Here is an 18,694-nt window from a genome sequence, read left to right as displayed (position 1 = left end):
ATTGCATTTTTTGCACCAATAAATCAAAACTTTTCTCCAAACTCACATGATTTCTGCTAATAGTTTTGTGAGCACTTGCATCTTTTCTTCTGGTGAAAGTGCCCCGCCGAAATGATCTATAGTAGATTTCATTTTATTAAACATAACCTGACTATTCTGAGATAGCTCAGTTTTTCCAAATTGAGCAATTTTGGGTTCCCCGTCTCCTTCAAGAACAACTCTAATCTCATTCTCAGAAACGCCAGCATCTCCAGCTATTTCCTCAATTTGTTCTCGTATTTTTGTCAGACAGTCTAACAATTCTGATTCTTTATTATCATTCCAATACTCAATCTCGAATCCAGTTACAGCGTTCGCTATTCTATTAGCCCAAGTGTAATTATCTTCACTTGTTTCATTTGTAACCACATCAAAGAAAGCTGTAGCTTGATAATCTAATACTTTATGCTTCTTTGCCTCCCATTCAGGACCATACTTTTCTTTTATTGCAGCCCACGTAGCATTTTTACTTACTTCTAATGCTTGTCTTGTCAACGATGCAATAGATGCTACCTGTTTTTCAACTACACTTTCAAGATCTTTCTTAGCATTCCTAATGGAATTAAATACTTCATCATAGTCAGCACCTAATGCAAACAAACATTCAAAGAAAAACGCATTATAATCACTATGTGAAGTACTCATGATTTCTCTATACTTCTTTGTCATTGCAGATACATATTTCTCTGTTGTACGTGCGCTTTTTGAAATCATCGTATAATGACGATTCATTGCATTATACAGCTCTCTAAGTCTATTTCTCGAGGACGGATTAACATGTTCAACAAACAGCCCTTCAAGATTACTTATAAAAATCTTCTGGGTCTGATCCCAATCACATATATAGAGATTGTATTCCGCCGGTTTAGCTAATGCTTCCAGCAACGTTTCTGCAGAATAGTCCTTCTCAACATCGTGAAAATAGAATGATACATTTTCATACTTTCTCAATTCATTAGCAAATAGAATCGGGATAAATCCATCTCTCAGTCCATAAGGTGGCATCTTCAATTGTTCATAAATATCAAGTACTGATACTTGTGCTTTAATACTTTTCTTTATTTTCTTTCTCAGTAACACATCTACAGGTTTCTCGGCTCTAGGATTAATCATATCCTCAGAAATATCATCCTCATGACATAATCCATTCTTCGATAATACGGCCCTAATAATTGAATGCTCGGGAGACAATTTACTACATGCAGAAATAAAGTCCTCTTTATCAATAATTAGATTCAGCGCCTTTTCCCTTGCCTGTCTCATTGCTCCTGAAACATTGTTTTTATTTATCAAGTCATTATTAACAATAAACGTATTTGGAAATGCAGCATTCATCATCTGAGACGCAGCATCAGATAACTCCATTACTGTCTTGATATCACTAATATGTCGATCAATACATACCTCTGTCTTCTCCAGACTTAAATTTCTCCATTTAGAAATAAGGCCCTCAACTACAGTTCTCTGTTCTTCAAGATATAACAACAACTCAGCCTCTGCTGTAGGGTCATTGGCACTATACTCATCTTTTTTAGAAACCAGATACTGAACAGCTATATATCTCTTTACTTCACTTAATATTTCATCTGACTCCCAGTTAATCACACAGATGCATCTATCCGGAAGATTCGTTAATTCTTCATAAAACTTTTCGTCATAATCCGTATCTATAACAAATGCAAGAATACCATCGTAAAAGTTTGGCAGAATTCTCTTGAGACTTTTCTTTTGTAGATCTTCCTTTTTTACAAAAATAGGAATGAAAATTCTATTTGTATGGTATTTCTGATTATGTTTATGTGGATAGATAACAAAATCTCTAAATCCCTCGTTAAGCGCGTTTACTGCGGCATCTATAGAAACTGCTCCTTCTTGAGCTTCTATCATAGATTCAAAATCATAGATACTCCCATCCAGAAAATCATAGTACCCATACTGACGCATCAACCTAATTACTTTATTAGCTTGTAATCTATCTATAGCAGAAAGAATATCATCATTTTTCTCATCAATTACATATGTCAGTGTATTATCATTGGAGCATAAAGTATCCATATCTCCTATGATAGAAATTACTGCCATAGCTTTTAATAATTTATGCTCAATAGAATTGTTGTCTAGTCCCCCTATCTTGCTCTTTGCCATCTGATATTTCTTATATGGTTCAGCTACTTCAGGTGATCTATATGCCATAATATTCGGTTCAAAATAATCAAATAGTGCATCTAAACCAATAAAATGAAACTCATTTGTATCAAGTCGCTCAAGTTGATCAAAAAGCGAGTTTGCCTCTTCACTAGCTAAATAAGTAAAAAATGTTCTCTCATTCTGAGCCACTTTTTTTGATAATTTATCAAGCGAAAAAAGGGTAATAGGATTAAGAGGAAATCCTCCAATAAATGGATCCTCTTTTGTATCATCAGGTAACGTAAAACCCTTAAATCTCCATGCTATTTCTGAAACAGCATTTAATTCCTCACTGTACTTCTTTCTAAAAGCATTCCATTCTTTGGTTTTTGGAATAATGCTTGGAATCAGTGATAAGCATTGATCATACTTGGGATTAATAGAGGTAGACACAAACCTACCTTCCACCTTCTTCCACTCATCACTCAATTCTTTACGCATTTTGTCGGTATACAGAGACAGCTGCTTATGAGAAACCAATATCACATGATTGTTATAATCTCCATGATCACATAATTCAGCCAAATCTTGGACCGTTTTTACTTTTAAGCTTTCTCCCTGATCCTCTAAGTATCGTCCAAACTCATCAAAGATGAAAACTATTCCTCGTCTTTGATCACTTATTGCCTGATTGGCTTTATTTATGTTTTCTATTAGATTTCCAAATCCACTTACAAAAGATGCTCCATAGGACATCCCCCCGAAAAGCTCACTAAACACAGCCTCTACGCGAGAATCCATTTCGTTTAGCATTCTTTTTATAGCATTAAGATCTATATTTTTATCACTACATACTTCATCCAAACGTCTTTGAGAATCTTCCTTAGATTCCCAAGTGTTAATAAGGTTTTGAGCTTCACTGAAATAATTATCAAAATGAATATCATATCCTTGATTGGTTAATTCTTTCTTCAGGGAATATGAAATGCACTGATCAAAAGAATCAAAATCAGAATATACGGGCACTACTAAATATGGCTTTTCTTCAGCATTGTATGCACTGATAAATTCCGCTAGCGAAGGATTATATCGTTTTATTGCATCAATAAACTTTCCAAATGCCTCTCCATCTGTATTAGTATGGCCAAGAAGCAGTGCTAATACTGTTAGCAGATGAGACTTTCCTGTTCCGTAAGAGCCGTATAAAATCCTAGAGTGCACTCCGTCAGTATTCTCTACTATCCCATACAAATATTCTGCAAGTATTTCTGTAGTTGTCTGATTTGGAATAAACCCTGCAAGCCTTTCATCGTTTTTCATATCAAAGCATATATTTGCAGAGTATTTATATTTCTTTTGGCGCGTTACCAATTTTGAATATTTCATTGTATATTTACCTACTCTCGTATAGTCTGTCTAATAACTCATCACATGTTAAGTTCAAAAATTCTACTATCCTATTACCGAAATTGTTATATAACCGGATGTATCCTTTGTTTTCGGCCTCCAAAAGAATCTCTATCATCTTTGAATAACTCAAAGTGTAATACTTGCCCACCTGTTTCTTTTCCTCAACAAGTTTATCAATACTGATCTGCTTTCCGCTTATTATGCCATCTTCTGTGTTATCCATAGCAATCGAATATATAAGCAATTCTGCAGAAATATCCGCCTTTGAAAGATGTCTCTTTTTAATCTTTTTTCCATCTTGCTGAAGAATATGAAGCGGGCCAAAAAATGGATACGTATCCTCATCCATTATTGTCTGTAAATCAAAAGTCTTATCTGTAATATATGTACTCCTTAAGCAGTTATATTCCTTCTCAACCGCATTTTGCTTAACAGACATACCATTTATTGATAAGAAAGGATGGAATGCATCAACGAACGTCTCTTTATCTATTTCATCCTGCTTCCACTCGTTAAAAAGCCAATACCATGCTGTTGCTTCATCAACATTCTTTGCCAAATTTCGATGCAACAATAATAATGATTGATTTCTTTGAAAGTACTTGTCATTCTTTTCTATTGTTTCAAATTCTTTTGTAGGCTGAAGAATTATCTCTGAGTTTACTTTTGTCTCTGTACATAAACCAGTAGCACCGGCCCAGTACCGAAGTGCTTTAATCATTATTCGTCCAAGCCCAATGTTATCTATAGCTGCTTGTTCATTAGCAGGAGAAAATATTCCTGGATGTTCGGATACAGAATCGATTATTTTTGTTCCCCAACCACTTCTCAAGTAAAAACTGCCATGTTTGTTTATAACCATTAGTTATTACCTTCCTTATTGTCTTTTTCAAAGCTCATAATGTCTCCTATATTGCAATCCAAGTATTCGCATATTTTCTGCAATACTTCTAAGGAGACATTTTCTCCTTTTCCCATTTTTGCCATAGTCGCTGAACTAATATTTAACTCTGCCGCTAAATCTTTCTTATACATATTTTTGTCAATTAGTAATTTCCATAATCCATTGTACGAAATAGCCATTTTTTTGCCTTTCACTATGTCAATTATTAATGTATCGCTAGTAATACTCATCCGAACTTTAGTTCAATTTCATGCCGAGTTTCATTATATCACTAGCACAAGTCATAGTCACGTTCATCTTTAGATAGTTAAAGATGAACTTTTTATACATTAATTCAATCTTAGCCATCATAAACATCACTACCGTAAAGTGAAATTTATAAACCGTAAATTCGTACACGTACTACACATTCAGCAAACATTCGTACATTAGCCGTACATATTTTTTTAGCCACTTTCTGAATCCTATTTATACTGCTATAACCTATAATGCCATATCACGAGTCCCATAAAAATGACAGCTATTTTAAACAAATAAACAAATAAAAATATGCATGAAACCTATGCAAGAAACAAAAAAACCGAAAAGGTCGATGTATTTTCATCACACCTCTCCGGTAATTTATATCTATCATTTCTTTTTATTCTTCCGCTCTCTTATATGCGCTATATCCTCTTCTGACATATGCATCGCCATCCTCTGCAGATCCATAAATGCTTCAACAACTCTTGGACCATGTGCTTCAATGTATGCGATTTCCTTCTCGGTGAGTTTCAGTTTCTTGAAGGCATCAGACTCCCTATCTACTTTCTTTTCACTGCACATCATCATCAGTTCCTGGAAGCAGCCTGACTCCATACCCTTTTTCAAAATGCTTTTATTCTCATGACCGCTTTTCCTTCTGGCATAACTAAGAATCCAAATAATCACAAAAAGTGTTACCGCTATAACCAGCACCGAAATCAAAAGTGGCTTTCTCATTCCGAACCTTACTGCAATGAGTATCGCACCTGTAAGTCCAATCCCAGATACAATAACCCAGATTGCAAATATGATTCCATAGTATTGGATCTTTCTGTACATTGGCATGTTCAAGCGCACACCTGTAAGTGTGAACACCGGCAGGATGATTGTTCCTGCTGCAAGAAACAGAAGCCAATTATTCATAATAAAAGTAATCATAAGCAATTCCCCTTGTCATCATCCGAAAACATTCTGTCTAACTTCTGAATTTTTTAATACATGATAGCACAAACCCTTTTTACAATGTTCTTCTTCCCCCCCATCCCCCTTCGGGGAGTTCACTAGTTCGCAAGCAATGCCTCAGTATATACCGAGGCGGCTTGTTGGGGCGTTCCCCAATCCCCCTTTGACAGATTTTCAATCTGGCCACGCACCCTTCGGGCGCTAAATGAAATGTTGCCAAGAATATGGCATAGAAATTCCAAGAAATAAAAAAAGAGGGGCACCACTATTTGATAATGGTACCCCGTTTGGATTAAACACTTATCGTGTTTTTTCTTTATTATGATCCTTCTGATTTTCTTCTCCGATACCCAGGATCTTATCGATATCGTATTTTGCTATCTGGTACTTCGTCATGCTGTCCTTTGCTTCATTGTATTCTTTATAGGCAGCTTTCTTTTTTGTAAGAAGCTCCTGAAATTCTGTATTCAACTCCTGCACTGTCGGAAGTTTCTTTGAGCCAAGTTTTTCAAATGCTTCCTTTGCCTCCTTATGCTTCATGATATCTTCCCTGTGCTCTGCAAAGTATTTTTTGCTGTAGCCGCTCTTCCGGTAGTTCACATAAGTCTCTTTGGTCTTGGAATAGTTGAATATATGATTCCTTAAATCCGTGATCTCCTGCATTCTTTTCTCTGCGCCTTTGATCTCCGAATTTATATCATCAAATCTTTTTGCAGCAGTCTCAGTTTTTTCCGCAAGCTCTTCATAGGACCTGACTCCATTTTCCTGTAAAAACAGAATCGCCTTCATGACGTTTTTCACATTGAACTTCTTGGCCCACATCTCATAGCCCGGGCCTTTGCCCTTTGCAACAACGTCCTGAAGATTCAGGAGAAGATCAAAATCTTCATCCTTATATGAAGGAGCTTTTCCTTTTTCAATACCGCCAAGTTTTTCCCTTATGGATTTTTCTGTATAACCATCTCCAAGAGACCTAAGCCTTATGAACCTCTTCTGATTTTTCCCTCTGACTGCAGTATGCTTACCGCGCTTAATTTCATATCCCTGTTTCTGTAATTCCAACAGGAATTCGTCAAAATCTTTGGGTCTCTTTGAGAGAGCTACATCTATTGCCATGCGGATGTCATCCCTGAAGGATTCTCTTTTAGGATAAACTGTGCGCTTCTCCCTCTCGCTATATGGTCTTGGTTTTATAACAGACAATCCGTGCTCCAGGCATACCAAGTCACTCACCCTCTGCAGAGCAAATGCTGAGAGGAAAAAGTTTTTGAACTTCTTTGTATTTGAGATATCCGATGCGCAGAACACCACATGGTTATGGATATGAGCCCTGTCAGTATGAGTTGCAACAATAAAAGCATGTTTGCCTTTTGTAAATCTCATGGCAGTCTCATATCCAACCCTGTTTGCTTCTTCAGGAGTTATCTCACCAGGTTTAAAGGACTGTCTTATCTGATAAGCGATTACCTCATGGTCATATTTTCTCCGGGCATGCTTTTCATATTCCGTATAGGACAAAAGAAATTCCTCGGCTGCTGCCTGAGGAGAACATGCATATGATGAAACATATTCTTTGTCATTTGTTTTTTCAGGATTCTCTGCATAATCAGTCTTGGCCTTGATACTGTCCTTTAGTGACCAGCCCTTACTGATATGCATTGGAATAAGTCTTGTCGCTGCCATAGATACCTCAATAAATATTTGATAATCTCACAAGGATTGCCTTCACCGCTTCCCAGATTTCATCCTGCTGTCTCTGAAGTTCCTTTATGTTCTCAAGATATATGTTCCCGGTCTGGTTTGCTTTCTTCGCATACTGGTTGAGGTTATTGCTGTTGATCTTAAGGAGACGGACCACTTCCTTCACATCCGAAAGGTCGAGGTTTATGATGTATCCATCAATTGCCATCTTCCTCATGAATGCGCTGAGATTCCTTACTCCCATGGATTCCATTCGTTCCCTGATCTTTTCCTTATCGCTTTTTGATATCTTTATCAGGATCTGCGTGTCAGTTTTCTTCATATCACAGCATCAGCTCCGGAGCGATGAACCTGCGGACTCTTTCCTCTTCTTCCGGCTTGCATTCATGGAGCTTTTCCAATAGGGATTTCTTCTCCTCTTCATCTGGTATTCCGTTACCGTTATCATCACGAAACCTCTCAGGATGATTTTCCTCATTTTTTACATTGTTGATGATGCCATCGAGACTGTTATCATTCTGCTCAATCTGATCCTCCAGACCTCTTCTGACATTCCCAACTGTATTGGGATCAAGTTCCTGTGGAAATCTTTCATGCGTACCGGTGACATCATTCCACTTCTCAATAGGTGTTCCTGTTACTTTTTCCATAGCATCATCACTCCCCTCCGCGCTTCCTTTCGGGAAATCGGATTACATACTGTGCCCTGCCTTCCTCATCTGCCGTTATATCCACATAGCAGTTAAAAGAGTTACCTGTCTTTCTGGACTTACAATGATCAAGCTTCACTGTTCCACAGGTGAGAAGCTCCTCAGCAATGGCCTTTGTCATTTCTTTTCCGATTGCCTGGAAAAACTTGTTGTCCTTCCATAATGCAAAGCGGCAGTCATAATTGCTGCAGGAGTATGCTTTCTCTCTGTCAACAATATGGCTGCCACATACAGGACAATCACCTATCACATCCGCTGTCTTTGGAACATCGATCGGTTCTCCGTCATCTTCAAAATCACAGGGGAATGGAAGCTCATCGTTATAAGCTGATTCCTTTGCTTTTTCGGCTCTCTTTCTTGCGTTCTCTGCATTTTCCTCATCACTTAAAAATGGAATATCGCCATCATAATCTTCGGAGTTAATCCATCCATCGTCATCTGCTATTCCCATTTAGATCCTTACCCCCTTTTCATTAACTGCATTATTTCCAAAACTGCTCTTGCTAAGCCTGTCTCTTTCAATCCGGAGCTTATCCAAAAGTGATGGTCTGCTTCCGCCTTCACCGTCCGGAAGTATCCTCACAGTCCCAAGTATCCTTCTGCCGACGTTGGCATATTCCTGTGAGTCATCAGCAACGATATCCTCAGCATTCTGCTCCTGCATCTTTTCCACGGGCTGTTCCTTTTCCATGGACTGTTCATGTTCCTTAAGTTTTTCTTCAACAGCCCTTATGATTTTTGCTGAAGTCTTCCTGATTGTTCCAAGGGATTCCTTGAACTCTTTTAATGTGTCATCAGTAGTATATGAAGCCAGATACGGATGACTGTAATCGCTCGTATCATAGTTAAAGAAACTCAGGACTACTGCTGCTGTTCCTTCAGCTTCCAGCTCCTTACGTTTTCTACTGATATCATTACCAGCCTCCGCATGGAGCATTGCATGAGTAACTTCATGCAGGCAGGTCTTAAGTGTCTGCAGTTCGCTCATTCCTACCTGGATTGCAATCCTTTTATCCTCCACATGGTAATATCCCTTAGCACCGCTCTGGATGTTTTCAAATCCTATTGGCACAGGGCTTATCTCCCTCAGTACTCCCATCAGCATTTCATACTTATCGACTTCCCCAACAAGCTCATCAACTCCGAGCCTCGGAAGGTCTTTACCTTCAGTCTGCGAGATATCAAAAGTGCTCTCTGCCTTGAAGCTCATAAGGTTCAGTTCCTTCTTTTCCTTAACAGGTTCGCCATCCTTATCAAGAATCACCTTTCCATTGGCATCGAGCTTATCCACTTCCTTCTCAATGGTATATGGTGCAGGTGCTATGACACGGATTCCCTTTTCGCCCTTACGGACATAACGCCCCATCTTCTTCCAGGCTCCATAGCTCTGACATAAAGTTGCATCCGGCCTCTGCATAGCTATGAGCATGCAGTTGTTCAGTGAGTAGTGTGGGAACTTCGCCATGGTTGTGATAAGGCTTTTGAATTCATCACTGTTCCTGACTGCCTTGACACCATCTTCAAGCTTGTCTGTCAGCTCCTTTAGTTTCTCTTCAGCAATATTTCGCTGATCTTCCCTGCTGGAATTATTATTTTCATTCATCAATTTTCCTCGCCCTTACGGATTCCAGGAGCCTTTGCAGGCTCCTTTCTCTTTACTTCCTTTGCCTTTTTCACATAAGCAATATATCTGGATTTACGTGCCATCACTCGTTCTCCTCCATTACAGTTCCTTCGCCTATAGCTTCCAGATTCTCAAATAAGCTGACCTCATCAAAATAGAAGTCTTCTCTGTTTTTCAGAGTCGCCCTCTCATTTCTGTAGACCAGCTCGAAGTTACCGATCTCGATTTTTATGCTCTGCACAAGTACAACATCCCCGTCAGCCAGGAGATATACTTCGTTTATATCCCAGAGTTCCATGCCACTATCGTAGTAATAAGCCTCGACATCGTCATACACTTTTATGGCAGGGCAATAGAAAAGCTCTGTTCCGGAAAGCTCCATGTCTGCAATGTGTCCCTCCATATCCGGAATATATTCCTCACAGCATTTGTTGATTTTGGGATACATGGCATCCACATATCTGTCGGAAAGTGCATTGATGATCACATCATCATCTTCCTCAAGATATTTGTCATACTCCTCATCACTAAATCCGTTCATCCACTGGTCATATTCAATGAGGCCGAACAGGTCTTTTAAGATCTTCTTCAAAGATTCCTTAGAAAAAGCTTCTTTTCTTACCATCACACTTCCTCCTTATCTTCCTTATCTGTCACTGGCAGCTCCTCACGGATGCCCTCGTCTTCATCATCGAGACTTACCACATCGTCGTCATCAAAGCTGCTCAGATAATCCTCATCCTCGTAATCCTCATCAGGGTCAGGCAATGTGCTTTTCTTCTTTGAATTCTTTGTTGATGTGTAATACATGAATCCTGCAGCACCTCCGAGTGCAACGATCAGTATAAGTGCCATGATCCCATTTACATTTACAGGCTTCTTTTCCTCTACTTCAGGCTCCGGTTCAGGTTCCTCTACAGGTTCCGACTCAGGAGTCACAACCGGTGCAGGCTCCTCTACCTTCTCTTCCTTTGACCCAATCCCTGTTACTTTGATATACTCGCTGACCTGATCCTCATCCATGAGCGATAACAGATCTGACTCATCAACCATATTCAGGAAATGGACCTTTTCGTTGCCATCATCATCACGGTCGATGATGATATAAAAATAGTTGCCGTTCTTTGTCATGACTGTGATGAACTGCTTACCACCAGCTTCGATGCTGCCGTAGTCATCAACGAGTTCCATGTTGCCATCAGGTGTGAGCGGTCCCCACTTTTCCTCTACCTCAGGATCTTTGCCCTGGCAGTTTCGATAATCCGCCTGGCAGATAGGGCAGTCAGGATCAATATGATCCTCCGTGCACTTTGTCTCACATGAACAGTCAGGACCTCCTGCAAATGCTGTCACAGGACTGCAACAAAAAAGTGACCCGCAGAGAGCCACCGAAATTCCAAGAGCCTTTACCCTTGTACCTATTGAATTAAAAAATCTCATTTAACACATCCTCCGTATATTTGTTTTCTTTTTCTGCTGATAAGCTCTCCGTAGCATCATCCTTTGATCTGTCGCCAGCTTCCTTTTCAGCTTTAGTATCCTTTGATGCTTCCGCCTTCTTACTCTTTGGCACAGGCTTCTTATCGTCATCCTTAACGCCAAGGAATTCTGCAAGCTGTTCAGGTGTCATCTCAACCCTGTTTACTATTCCAAGGATCTCGGTCACTTCCTCTTCATGGATCCTGGCATCAACATCCTCAAGCTTCCTTTTGTACTCCTCATATTTGGGCAATATCCTCTCACGCTCTGCCCTGAAACGGTTCAATCTCTCAAACATAAAATCCTCCTGATAATCTTCATTACCTGATCCTTCCAAACGAATCAAAATGTGCCTGCCAGTATGGTGTGTTGATGGATGAATACTTAACAGGATTACCTGCATGGATCATCATCCCGTTCCCTACATAAATCCCTACATGACTGCAGCCAGCAGTATCATAAGTTCCATGGAAAAAGATAAGGTCTCCGGGCTTTGCATCCGCCGGTGAAACATAATCTGTTATGGCTCGAAGGCCGTTCGCAGTCTGTCTTCCGACATTCCATCCATTACCGCAGTGATTGATTACCCAGCTTACAAATCCTGAGCAGTCAAATCCTGATGGACTGTAACCTCCCCAGACATAAGGAGTTCCCAGATGACTCTCCGCTTCATGGAGCATCCTCGCAAACTGTTCATCGGTAAGGTATTCTCCTGGGACATGATAATGGTCATCATCGCCTGGATGATCATCGGGAGTGTTATAATAGTCATCCTCACCGAAAAGATACTTTTTGTTTCCGAAGGTCTCAAGGAGAACCTTGTACCTGATCATCTCGTCCTCAGTAAAACCAAGCTCCTCAACAACTTCATCAAGGGTATGGTTTATCAGATACACATTCAGGATGTAATACTGATAGTCCTCAGTTACGGTATAGCTGTATGGCTGCCAGTAACCTCCATCCTCGTGCGATGAATCCTCGACCCATGTAACTCCGGAATACTCGACTTCATGCTGCCTGGTCTCTTCGACTTCTTCCGTGTAAAACTCATACTGAAGGTTGAAGATGGTCTGCAGCATACCCTGAACCTCTTCCCTGGTATAATTCTCAAACATAACAGTGAGTATCGCTGCAAGCTGGTATGGATTATGCCCAACTTCATCAACATAGTAATTGACCTCATCATAACCGGTAGTATCCAAGTTATTCAGATTATCCTGAAGTCCTGCTTCCAGTTCTTTGTAGTCATCTTCCACGGCAAGTATTTCCTCATCCTCCGCTGTGTAGGTTGTGATAACTGCTATATCTCCGTTGTTTCCACCTATCATTCCGAAGGTTCCTGCAAGCACTGCAAACATGAGCACTACTATAAGAAGAAGCAGGATGATTATAGCTATGATGGGATGTTCTTCAGCCATCTCCCTGGTTCTTTCTGCCAGAAGTCCTGTAAGGTCAGTTGATTCATCCGTCAGCCGTTTTCCAAAAAAGCCTGAATTCTCTGCAGCTGCTGCACGCTTTGCCGCTGCTCTCTTCTGCATTTCTTTTCGAAGTCTTTCCTTAACCTCTGCCTCGGATCCGCCACCACTAAGTTCTCTCTGATGGAGTTTATTTCCGTATTTACTGCTCTTAACCTTCTGCGTTACTGAACTCACAGCACCGCTGGCAACATATCCGCCTGTCTCAAGTGCTTCCTCAGCAACATAACCTTCATCCTGATCATTCCCTGCTACTCCGGTCATGTATGCTCCGATACCGGCACCTTTGGATATGACGTTTGCCGTATCAGCAACTCCGGATAGCGCTGAGCTATTCCGAAAACTGTACTCCGAATTCTCAGCCGCTTTCTTATTCTGTATCCTTGTGGATTTCAGTTCTTCACTTCTGATCGTATCCCTCACATCCTGCTGCTGGGATTCTCTTTTTGCTGTGTTCGTCTGCCTTTCCTTCTCAGCGCTCACAGTCTGCTGCTTCACTTTTTTATGGTGCTTAGCTCGTATCTTCGCCCTTCGTCTTGCTTCCTCAGGTTCCAGTTCCTTGGTAGTTCTCTCTCCCCGGAGCATCTCACCGTAATATTTCCTTGCTGTATCCTTGTTTTTCAGCTTGCTCCCAAGGGATTTTGTTCTGCCGGTATCATCTCCGTATTGGGTTGTCCCCGTATTCTTGGAATCTCCTGATCCATATATGCTTTCATTCATCGCTCTTCTCCATCTGATCAGGCTGATACTTTCTCCGTATCAGCCTTGTTCTCTGCACTCTCTATGAATTTGGTACTGATGACCTTATAGAGCATGCTCTCCTTCGGGAATCTGTCCACGAAGGGCAGTATCACGTTTCCATAAAAAATAAGCCCTTCACCTTCTCCCGAATGTGTTACATACGAGAGCTGATGCGGACTTATGTTCAGCTGTCTTGCAAGTATCGATCTGTCACCCACCGCCTGGTTCAGCATAAGGATAAAATCTGAATTCTCAAAGATATTCTCAACTTCGCGTGAAGCAAGCAGATCCTTGATGTTCTGGGTTATACCTGTCGGCATACCGCCCCACTTTCTGAATCGCTTCCAGATCTCAACTGTATAAGCGGCTGTCTGTTCTTCACGTAGGAGCAGATGCATCTCATCAATATAATATCTGGTGGATCTTCCCATCGCCCTGTTTCCGGAAACTCTGCCCCATACCTGGTCCTCTACGATAAGCATTCCTATCTTCTTAAGCTGCTTACCAAGATCCTTGATATCAAAGCAGACGATTCTGTTATTGATATCAACATTTGTGCGGTGATTAAAAACATTGAGTGAACCACTTACATAGATTTCAAGTGCAGTTGCCACAAACTTAGCTTCAGGCTCATCCTGCTTTAAGAGTTCATTATAGAGATCCTCCAATATAGGAATGTTCTCCTCGCAGGGATCCTCAAGATATTTCCTGTAGACAATGCGCACACATCTGTCGATGACCGTTTTCTCTGCAGGCTTAAGTCCATCCTTTGAACCCATGATGAGCTCGCAAAGCGACAGGATAAAGTCCGCCTTCAGCATGATAGGGTTATCATCCTCGGAATAGTTCATGTTGATATCCATTGGATTTATATACTGGTCCGATGTCGGGCTTATTCTGATGACCTGACCTCCAAGGTATTCCACCATTGCCCGGTACTCGGACTCAGGATCACAGATGATTATGTCATCATCCGTAACCATGAATGAGTTTGCAATCTCCCTCTTTGCTGCAAAAGACTTACCGGAACCGGGTGTACCAAGTATCAAGCCATTAGGGTTCTTCAGGAGCTTTCTGTCAACCATGATAAGGTTGTTGGAAAGCGCATTTAAGCCATAATACAAGGCACCCCTGTGATCCTGGAAAAGCTCCTGCGTTGTGAATGGCACGAAGATAGCTGTACTTGAAGTTGTCATACCACGCTGGATATCCACCTCGTTGTAGGCAAGAGGCAATGTACTCACAAGCCCCTGCTCCTGCTGATAGTCCAGACGCACCAGGTTACAGCTGTGTTTCTGAGCTATGGATGATGTCTGGAATATATTGTTTTCCAATTCCTGCTTCGTTTTTCCCGTATTCATGATAAGGAAAGTCATGAGGAACATTCTCTCGTTCTGCTGCTGAAGTTCCTTAAGAAGTTCCTTTGCATCCCTGCCATAAGTCACAAGGTCTGACGGTAGCACATCCATGTCATAACCTGCTCTTACTGCCTTCTTCTGCTCCTCAATTTTGGAACGGTCAAGCTCTGTGATCGTGTGTTTTACAGTTTTAATCGCTTCATTCTGATCCACTGAATGAAGGTGCATGGTAACGATCTGACTTGATTCCATTCCCAGGAAATCTGCCAGCATCCTGTCACTGATATCCGATGCATCCACAGACAAAAAGCTCATGGCACACCAGGTATCTCCCATCTTAAAATACCTGCCGGTGGGAAACTCAAATGAACTCGGTGCTATGAAATCCTTTACTGAAAGCCCTGACTTCACAAGGTATTTCCAGTCGAAGTGGAATTTTGCATTATCCCCAATATGGAGCTGCTTATGCATGAGCTCAAGTCTCTCATATCCATTCATGGTATGTGCCAGGACACCCAGTCTCTTGAAGTTATTAAGGATATCCATCTCGATATGCACCAGTCTTGGCTTTGCAGATTTCATTGAATCAGCATGGATTCCGAAAGTAATGTACTTTGTCTTGGTCAGACCATTATTACCCGCTTCCATGTTTTTAAGCAGGATACCCGAATACTCATCACGGACATCATTGAATCTGTCCTCCTGATGCTCTATGCGGATCTTCTTTTCAAAATCCCCAATCTCTGTTGCAAAATTCATAAATGAAAGCTCGAAATGCACGGAACTGTCGAAGAAATTCAGAAAGCTGCACCACTCCTCGAAGATTTCTGTCTTATCCTCCTGCTGTGCAAGCTGATAGTTGATATCCTGGAACTGTATCGTCTTGGTGTAATAATCACTTCCGACTCTGCATATCCCGTCCTGGAACATCCTCTCAAAAGGAAGCGTCTGCTGCGCTGTCCTTGGCGTCCCATCATTTTTCTGCGCGTTCTTTATGATCTGCTTTATCTCTTTCTGCTCACGTTTTGACAGGCCTTCCGGCATGTCAAACTCCCTGGTCTCTTTTTTATTTTTCCATGGAAGTACGAACAATCTCTTCCACCTTCCTTTCTGCTTCTGCCTGCCTCATCAGGGCTGCATAATAATTATCCGTTTTATACGGACGTTTCTTAGGCCTTATGAAAATAGCCTGTATAAAATGCCCCAGGTATACTTCCAAAGGCCGTCCGTTCTTTTCATACATGGCAAAGAAGAAGATAGGCATCATTATCACCATCATCCCCATCACTGCCACATTTACCTCAGCCACGCTTTTTATAAGAAAAAATGACGGGACTCCTATGAGCGCCGCCACCAAAAAGCATATGAGCTGTCGTTTTGTAAGATTGAAAATGATCTTACTCTTTACCTTTGTTAAGTCCCTCGGGACACTGATATATGAAGCTGCCATATGTCTCCCTTCTTCCCTGCCTGTTTAAATCGCATTAAGTATTGCTTTGCTTACTGTGCTTGTCTTGAATAATGAAAATCCAAGAAGCAGTGTGTATCCAAGTGCCATCCAGATCGATCCGACGATATCAGTTGTAAATGCCACCGATGTGATGAGCACTGCATAAATTCCAACACATATCATGATGAGGAATCCCTGGAAACCAAGCGCAAACAGACTCTTTACATAATGTATTCCGATGCTGCCGTGTTCCTTGTTTCCAAAGGTTGCAAACGGAATAGGTGCCATTGAAACATACATGTATATCTCGATCATTCTCGCTATCACTATGATATTTATGATCTCTGCTGAAAGCTGTGTAAACAGGTTCACTATTGCTATCTGGATGAATAACCCAAGGATGCTCATGATATCCATAGCCTCAATGGTTGACTGCATCCCTGCAAGTGCTGATGCATCTATTGCTGTTGAAGCACCGATCACTCCACCGGCACCCGCCACAACATGCTGCGCCACATCAAATACCGCCATGGAAAAATCCCATGTGTGGGTGATAAGCTCTACAGCAATTGCTGTCTTGAACACCCATTTGAATATGAACCAGGTCTCGAAATTTGCCAGGTTGTTGTAGCTGATGATCAGCTGCACAAGTTCATAACAGGCCACAAAAGTCAGGATTATGCCCGCAATGGGCATTATGACAGTTTCGGATATAGTTTTGATCATGCTAAAAACTGAGGGCGAAAATGCTGAAGGCGTCTGCCCAACATCCGCAGCAATGCCTCCGACTGTGGTATTCACACAGTTAAACATTTCTGACAGACACTGCATAAGGTACGGAATTATCAGCTCCTTTAAATGCTCCTCAATCTGTTCAAGTACTGCTTCCAATATCCTTCTCCTGTATTATTCTCTTTGTTATAACAGGGACTGGTCATGAAAAAGTCTCATGCCAGTCCCTTATGGTTACTATATGAAGTTGTAATTTTCTCCGGTGCTGATTAGAGAAGGTTGGCAAGAAGCGGAACAACTGTTGTACCGATGAGGGCAACACCTCCACCTGCCATCAGCTGCTTCATTCCCTGTGACTTGGCCCCGGGATTGTCATTGCCATATCCTTCAAGAAGGTTAATACCTCCCCATACACCAAGGCCTGCGCCAAGGGCAACAACGATAGTCTCTAATGTGCTCACTGAGCTCTGAAAAAATCCCATGATAACTCTTGAATCTGATATCGTGTATTTATTACCTAAATACCGTTAACCGGATTCTTCTCCTTTCTAATAATTGTTTTTAGGTAGCGACACCTCTCGTGTTACTGAGGTGCCGGTTGATAGTTACTTTCCGAAGCCCGTCGACTGACTCCGGATACATGGCCATGTCTGCCCATTTTGGGGGCAATATAAAAAGCTCTATGGATATGCCTTTTATTGACATTTCCGCAAGCCTCTTACCAAATATTATTCTTCTACTTCGATGACTTCATACTCATCATCTTCCTTCAGAACCAGCTTGTGGTCTAAGAATTTCTCAACATCAAACCAGTTCTTCTTATCTGCATCCGCTGTATATTTGAAATTCGGATGCTGTGTAAGGTCGTATTTGTCTGACAGGAAAGGTCTTACGCCTCTCACCTGCACGATACATTTGGAACCATCCATAACTGCAAGCTCATCTATGCTCATGAGATCATGCCCCAGCTTCTGGTAGTTCATGTTGTAGCTCTGCGATGTACCGCGGGATTCACCGGTGTTGTACATATCGATGGTTTCCTTGCCAAGAAGGGCATTCAGATCCTTAAGAGTTGACTGCTCAGTACCACCTAGGAATATCTGCGAATCACAGTTAGCACAGATTGTCTCTGCGTTATCCTTGTATATTGCCTTAAGCTGTGACTTTGCCTGAAGTACCAGCGCTGCTGATATCTCACGGCTTCTGATAGTCGCCATGAGTTTCTCCAGGTTAGGGATCTGACCAATATTCGCTGCCTCATCTATAAGGCAGCGGACATGAACCGGTAATCTTCCATGATATACGTCATCCGCCTTTTCACATAAGATATTGAAAAGCTGTGAATAGATCATCGACACCATGAAGTTAAACGTTGGGTCCGTATCTGACATGATAAGGAACAGAATTGTCTTCTTATCTCCTATCGTATCAAGCTCCAGCTCATCATATTCCATAATCTCCCTGACCTGCGGAATATCAAAAGGAGCAAGTCTCGCACCGCAGCTCACAAGGATGGATTTCGCGGTCTTGCCTGCTGCAAGGCGATATTTTGCATACTGCCTTACCGCAAAGTGATCCGGATTTTTCTCAGCAAGTTTTTCAAACAAGATATCCACTGCATTTTTAAATGATTCATCATCTTCCCTTATCTCCATGGAATTGATCATCTCAACAAGAGTGTTGAAATTCCTCTCCTCTTCAGGAGCCTCATAATATATGAGACCGATAAGTGCTGTAT

The 18,694-nt window shown here is 41.3% G+C and carries 18 protein-coding genes; all 18 read right to left on the bottom strand.

What is annotated here, in order from left to right; all coding sequences use genetic code 11:
- Positions 1-42: 42 nt before the first annotated feature.
- A complete protein-coding gene (locus tag G586_RS0110780) occupies positions 43-3,486 on the bottom strand; it encodes a hypothetical protein (RefSeq protein WP_155834098.1) in 3,444 nt (1,147 codons plus the stop codon).
- 73 nt (positions 3,487-3,559) lie between these two features.
- Positions 3,560-4,438, bottom strand: coding sequence for a DUF4007 family protein (locus tag G586_RS0110775; protein WP_026527769.1), 879 nt, complete (start codon positions 4,436-4,438; stop codon positions 3,560-3,562).
- A complete protein-coding gene (locus tag G586_RS0110770) occupies positions 4,438-4,659 on the bottom strand; it encodes a helix-turn-helix domain-containing protein (RefSeq protein ID WP_026527768.1) in 222 nt (73 codons plus the stop codon). Before G586_RS0110770 ends, G586_RS0110775 begins: the two co-directional genes overlap by 1 nt.
- A gap of 451 nt (positions 4,660-5,110) precedes the next feature.
- The gene (locus tag G586_RS0110765; RefSeq protein ID WP_026527767.1) at positions 5,111-5,662 is read right to left on the bottom strand and encodes a hypothetical protein; all 552 of its coding nucleotides are present in this window, start codon (positions 5,660-5,662) and stop codon (positions 5,111-5,113) included.
- A 324-nt stretch (positions 5,663-5,986) separates the two neighbouring features.
- A complete protein-coding gene (locus G586_RS0110760) occupies positions 5,987-7,369 on the bottom strand; it encodes a relaxase/mobilization nuclease domain-containing protein (RefSeq protein WP_026527766.1) in 1,383 nt (460 codons plus the stop codon).
- A gap of 7 nt (positions 7,370-7,376) precedes the next feature.
- Positions 7,377-7,709 carry a plasmid mobilization protein gene (locus G586_RS0110755; RefSeq protein WP_026527765.1) on the bottom strand — a complete coding sequence of 111 codons (333 nt, stop codon included), beginning with the start codon at positions 7,707-7,709 and terminating at the stop codon, positions 7,377-7,379.
- Position 7,710: 1 nt separating this feature from the next.
- Positions 7,711-8,037, bottom strand: a complete 327-nt coding sequence (locus G586_RS0110750) for a hypothetical protein (RefSeq protein ID WP_026527764.1) — start codon at positions 8,035-8,037, stop codon at positions 7,711-7,713.
- A gap of 7 nt (positions 8,038-8,044) precedes the next feature.
- Entirely contained in the window at positions 8,045-8,548 is a 504-nt protein-coding gene (locus G586_RS0110745) for a topoisomerase DNA-binding C4 zinc finger domain-containing protein (RefSeq protein WP_026527763.1), read from the bottom strand.
- Positions 8,549-9,700 carry an ArdC-like ssDNA-binding domain-containing protein gene (locus G586_RS22635; protein WP_051204727.1) on the bottom strand — a complete coding sequence of 384 codons (1,152 nt, stop codon included), beginning with the start codon at positions 9,698-9,700 and terminating at the stop codon, positions 8,549-8,551.
- Between the two features lie 103 nt (positions 9,701-9,803).
- Positions 9,804-10,346 (bottom strand): hypothetical protein, encoded by a 543-nt coding sequence (locus G586_RS0110730; RefSeq protein ID WP_026527762.1) that lies wholly within the window; start codon positions 10,344-10,346, stop codon positions 9,804-9,806.
- Positions 10,346-11,161, bottom strand: coding sequence for a DUF4366 domain-containing protein (locus G586_RS22630; RefSeq protein WP_051204726.1), 816 nt, complete (start codon positions 11,159-11,161; stop codon positions 10,346-10,348). Before G586_RS22630 ends, G586_RS0110730 begins: the two co-directional genes overlap by 1 nt.
- Positions 11,148-11,498, bottom strand: a complete 351-nt coding sequence (locus G586_RS0110720) for a DUF4315 family protein (protein ID WP_026527761.1) — start codon at positions 11,496-11,498, stop codon at positions 11,148-11,150. Before G586_RS0110720 ends, G586_RS22630 begins: the two co-directional genes overlap by 14 nt.
- A gap of 22 nt (positions 11,499-11,520) precedes the next feature.
- Positions 11,521-13,395 (bottom strand): C40 family peptidase, encoded by a 1,875-nt coding sequence (locus tag G586_RS24925; protein WP_051204725.1) that lies wholly within the window; start codon positions 13,393-13,395, stop codon positions 11,521-11,523.
- A 17-nt stretch (positions 13,396-13,412) separates the two neighbouring features.
- Positions 13,413-15,818 (bottom strand): VirB4-like conjugal transfer ATPase, CD1110 family, encoded by a 2,406-nt coding sequence (locus tag G586_RS0110710; protein ID WP_026527760.1) that lies wholly within the window; start codon positions 15,816-15,818, stop codon positions 13,413-13,415.
- Positions 15,819-15,840: 22 nt separating this feature from the next.
- On the bottom strand, positions 15,841-16,224 hold the full coding sequence (locus tag G586_RS0110705) for a PrgI family protein (RefSeq protein ID WP_026527759.1): 384 nt from the start codon (positions 16,222-16,224) through the stop codon (positions 15,841-15,843).
- A gap of 24 nt (positions 16,225-16,248) precedes the next feature.
- Positions 16,249-17,115, bottom strand: coding sequence for a VirB6/TrbL-like conjugal transfer protein, CD1112 family (locus G586_RS0110700; protein ID WP_026527758.1), 867 nt, complete (start codon positions 17,113-17,115; stop codon positions 16,249-16,251).
- A gap of 110 nt (positions 17,116-17,225) precedes the next feature.
- On the bottom strand, positions 17,226-17,438 hold the full coding sequence (locus tag G586_RS0110695; protein WP_026527757.1) for a Maff2 family mobile element protein: 213 nt from the start codon (positions 17,436-17,438) through the stop codon (positions 17,226-17,228).
- 246 nt (positions 17,439-17,684) lie between these two features.
- Positions 17,685-18,694 (bottom strand): VirD4-like conjugal transfer protein, CD1115 family (locus G586_RS22620; protein ID WP_035773053.1); only part of this gene is annotated, 1,010 nt, incomplete at its 5' end.

The sequence above is a fragment of the Butyrivibrio sp. VCD2006 genome, assembly GCF_000423925.1.
Taxonomy (GTDB): Bacteria; Bacillota; Clostridia; order Lachnospirales; family Lachnospiraceae; genus Butyrivibrio.
Note: the sequence above shows the minus strand (reverse complement) of the source record. Positions and strands in the feature narration are given on the sequence as shown.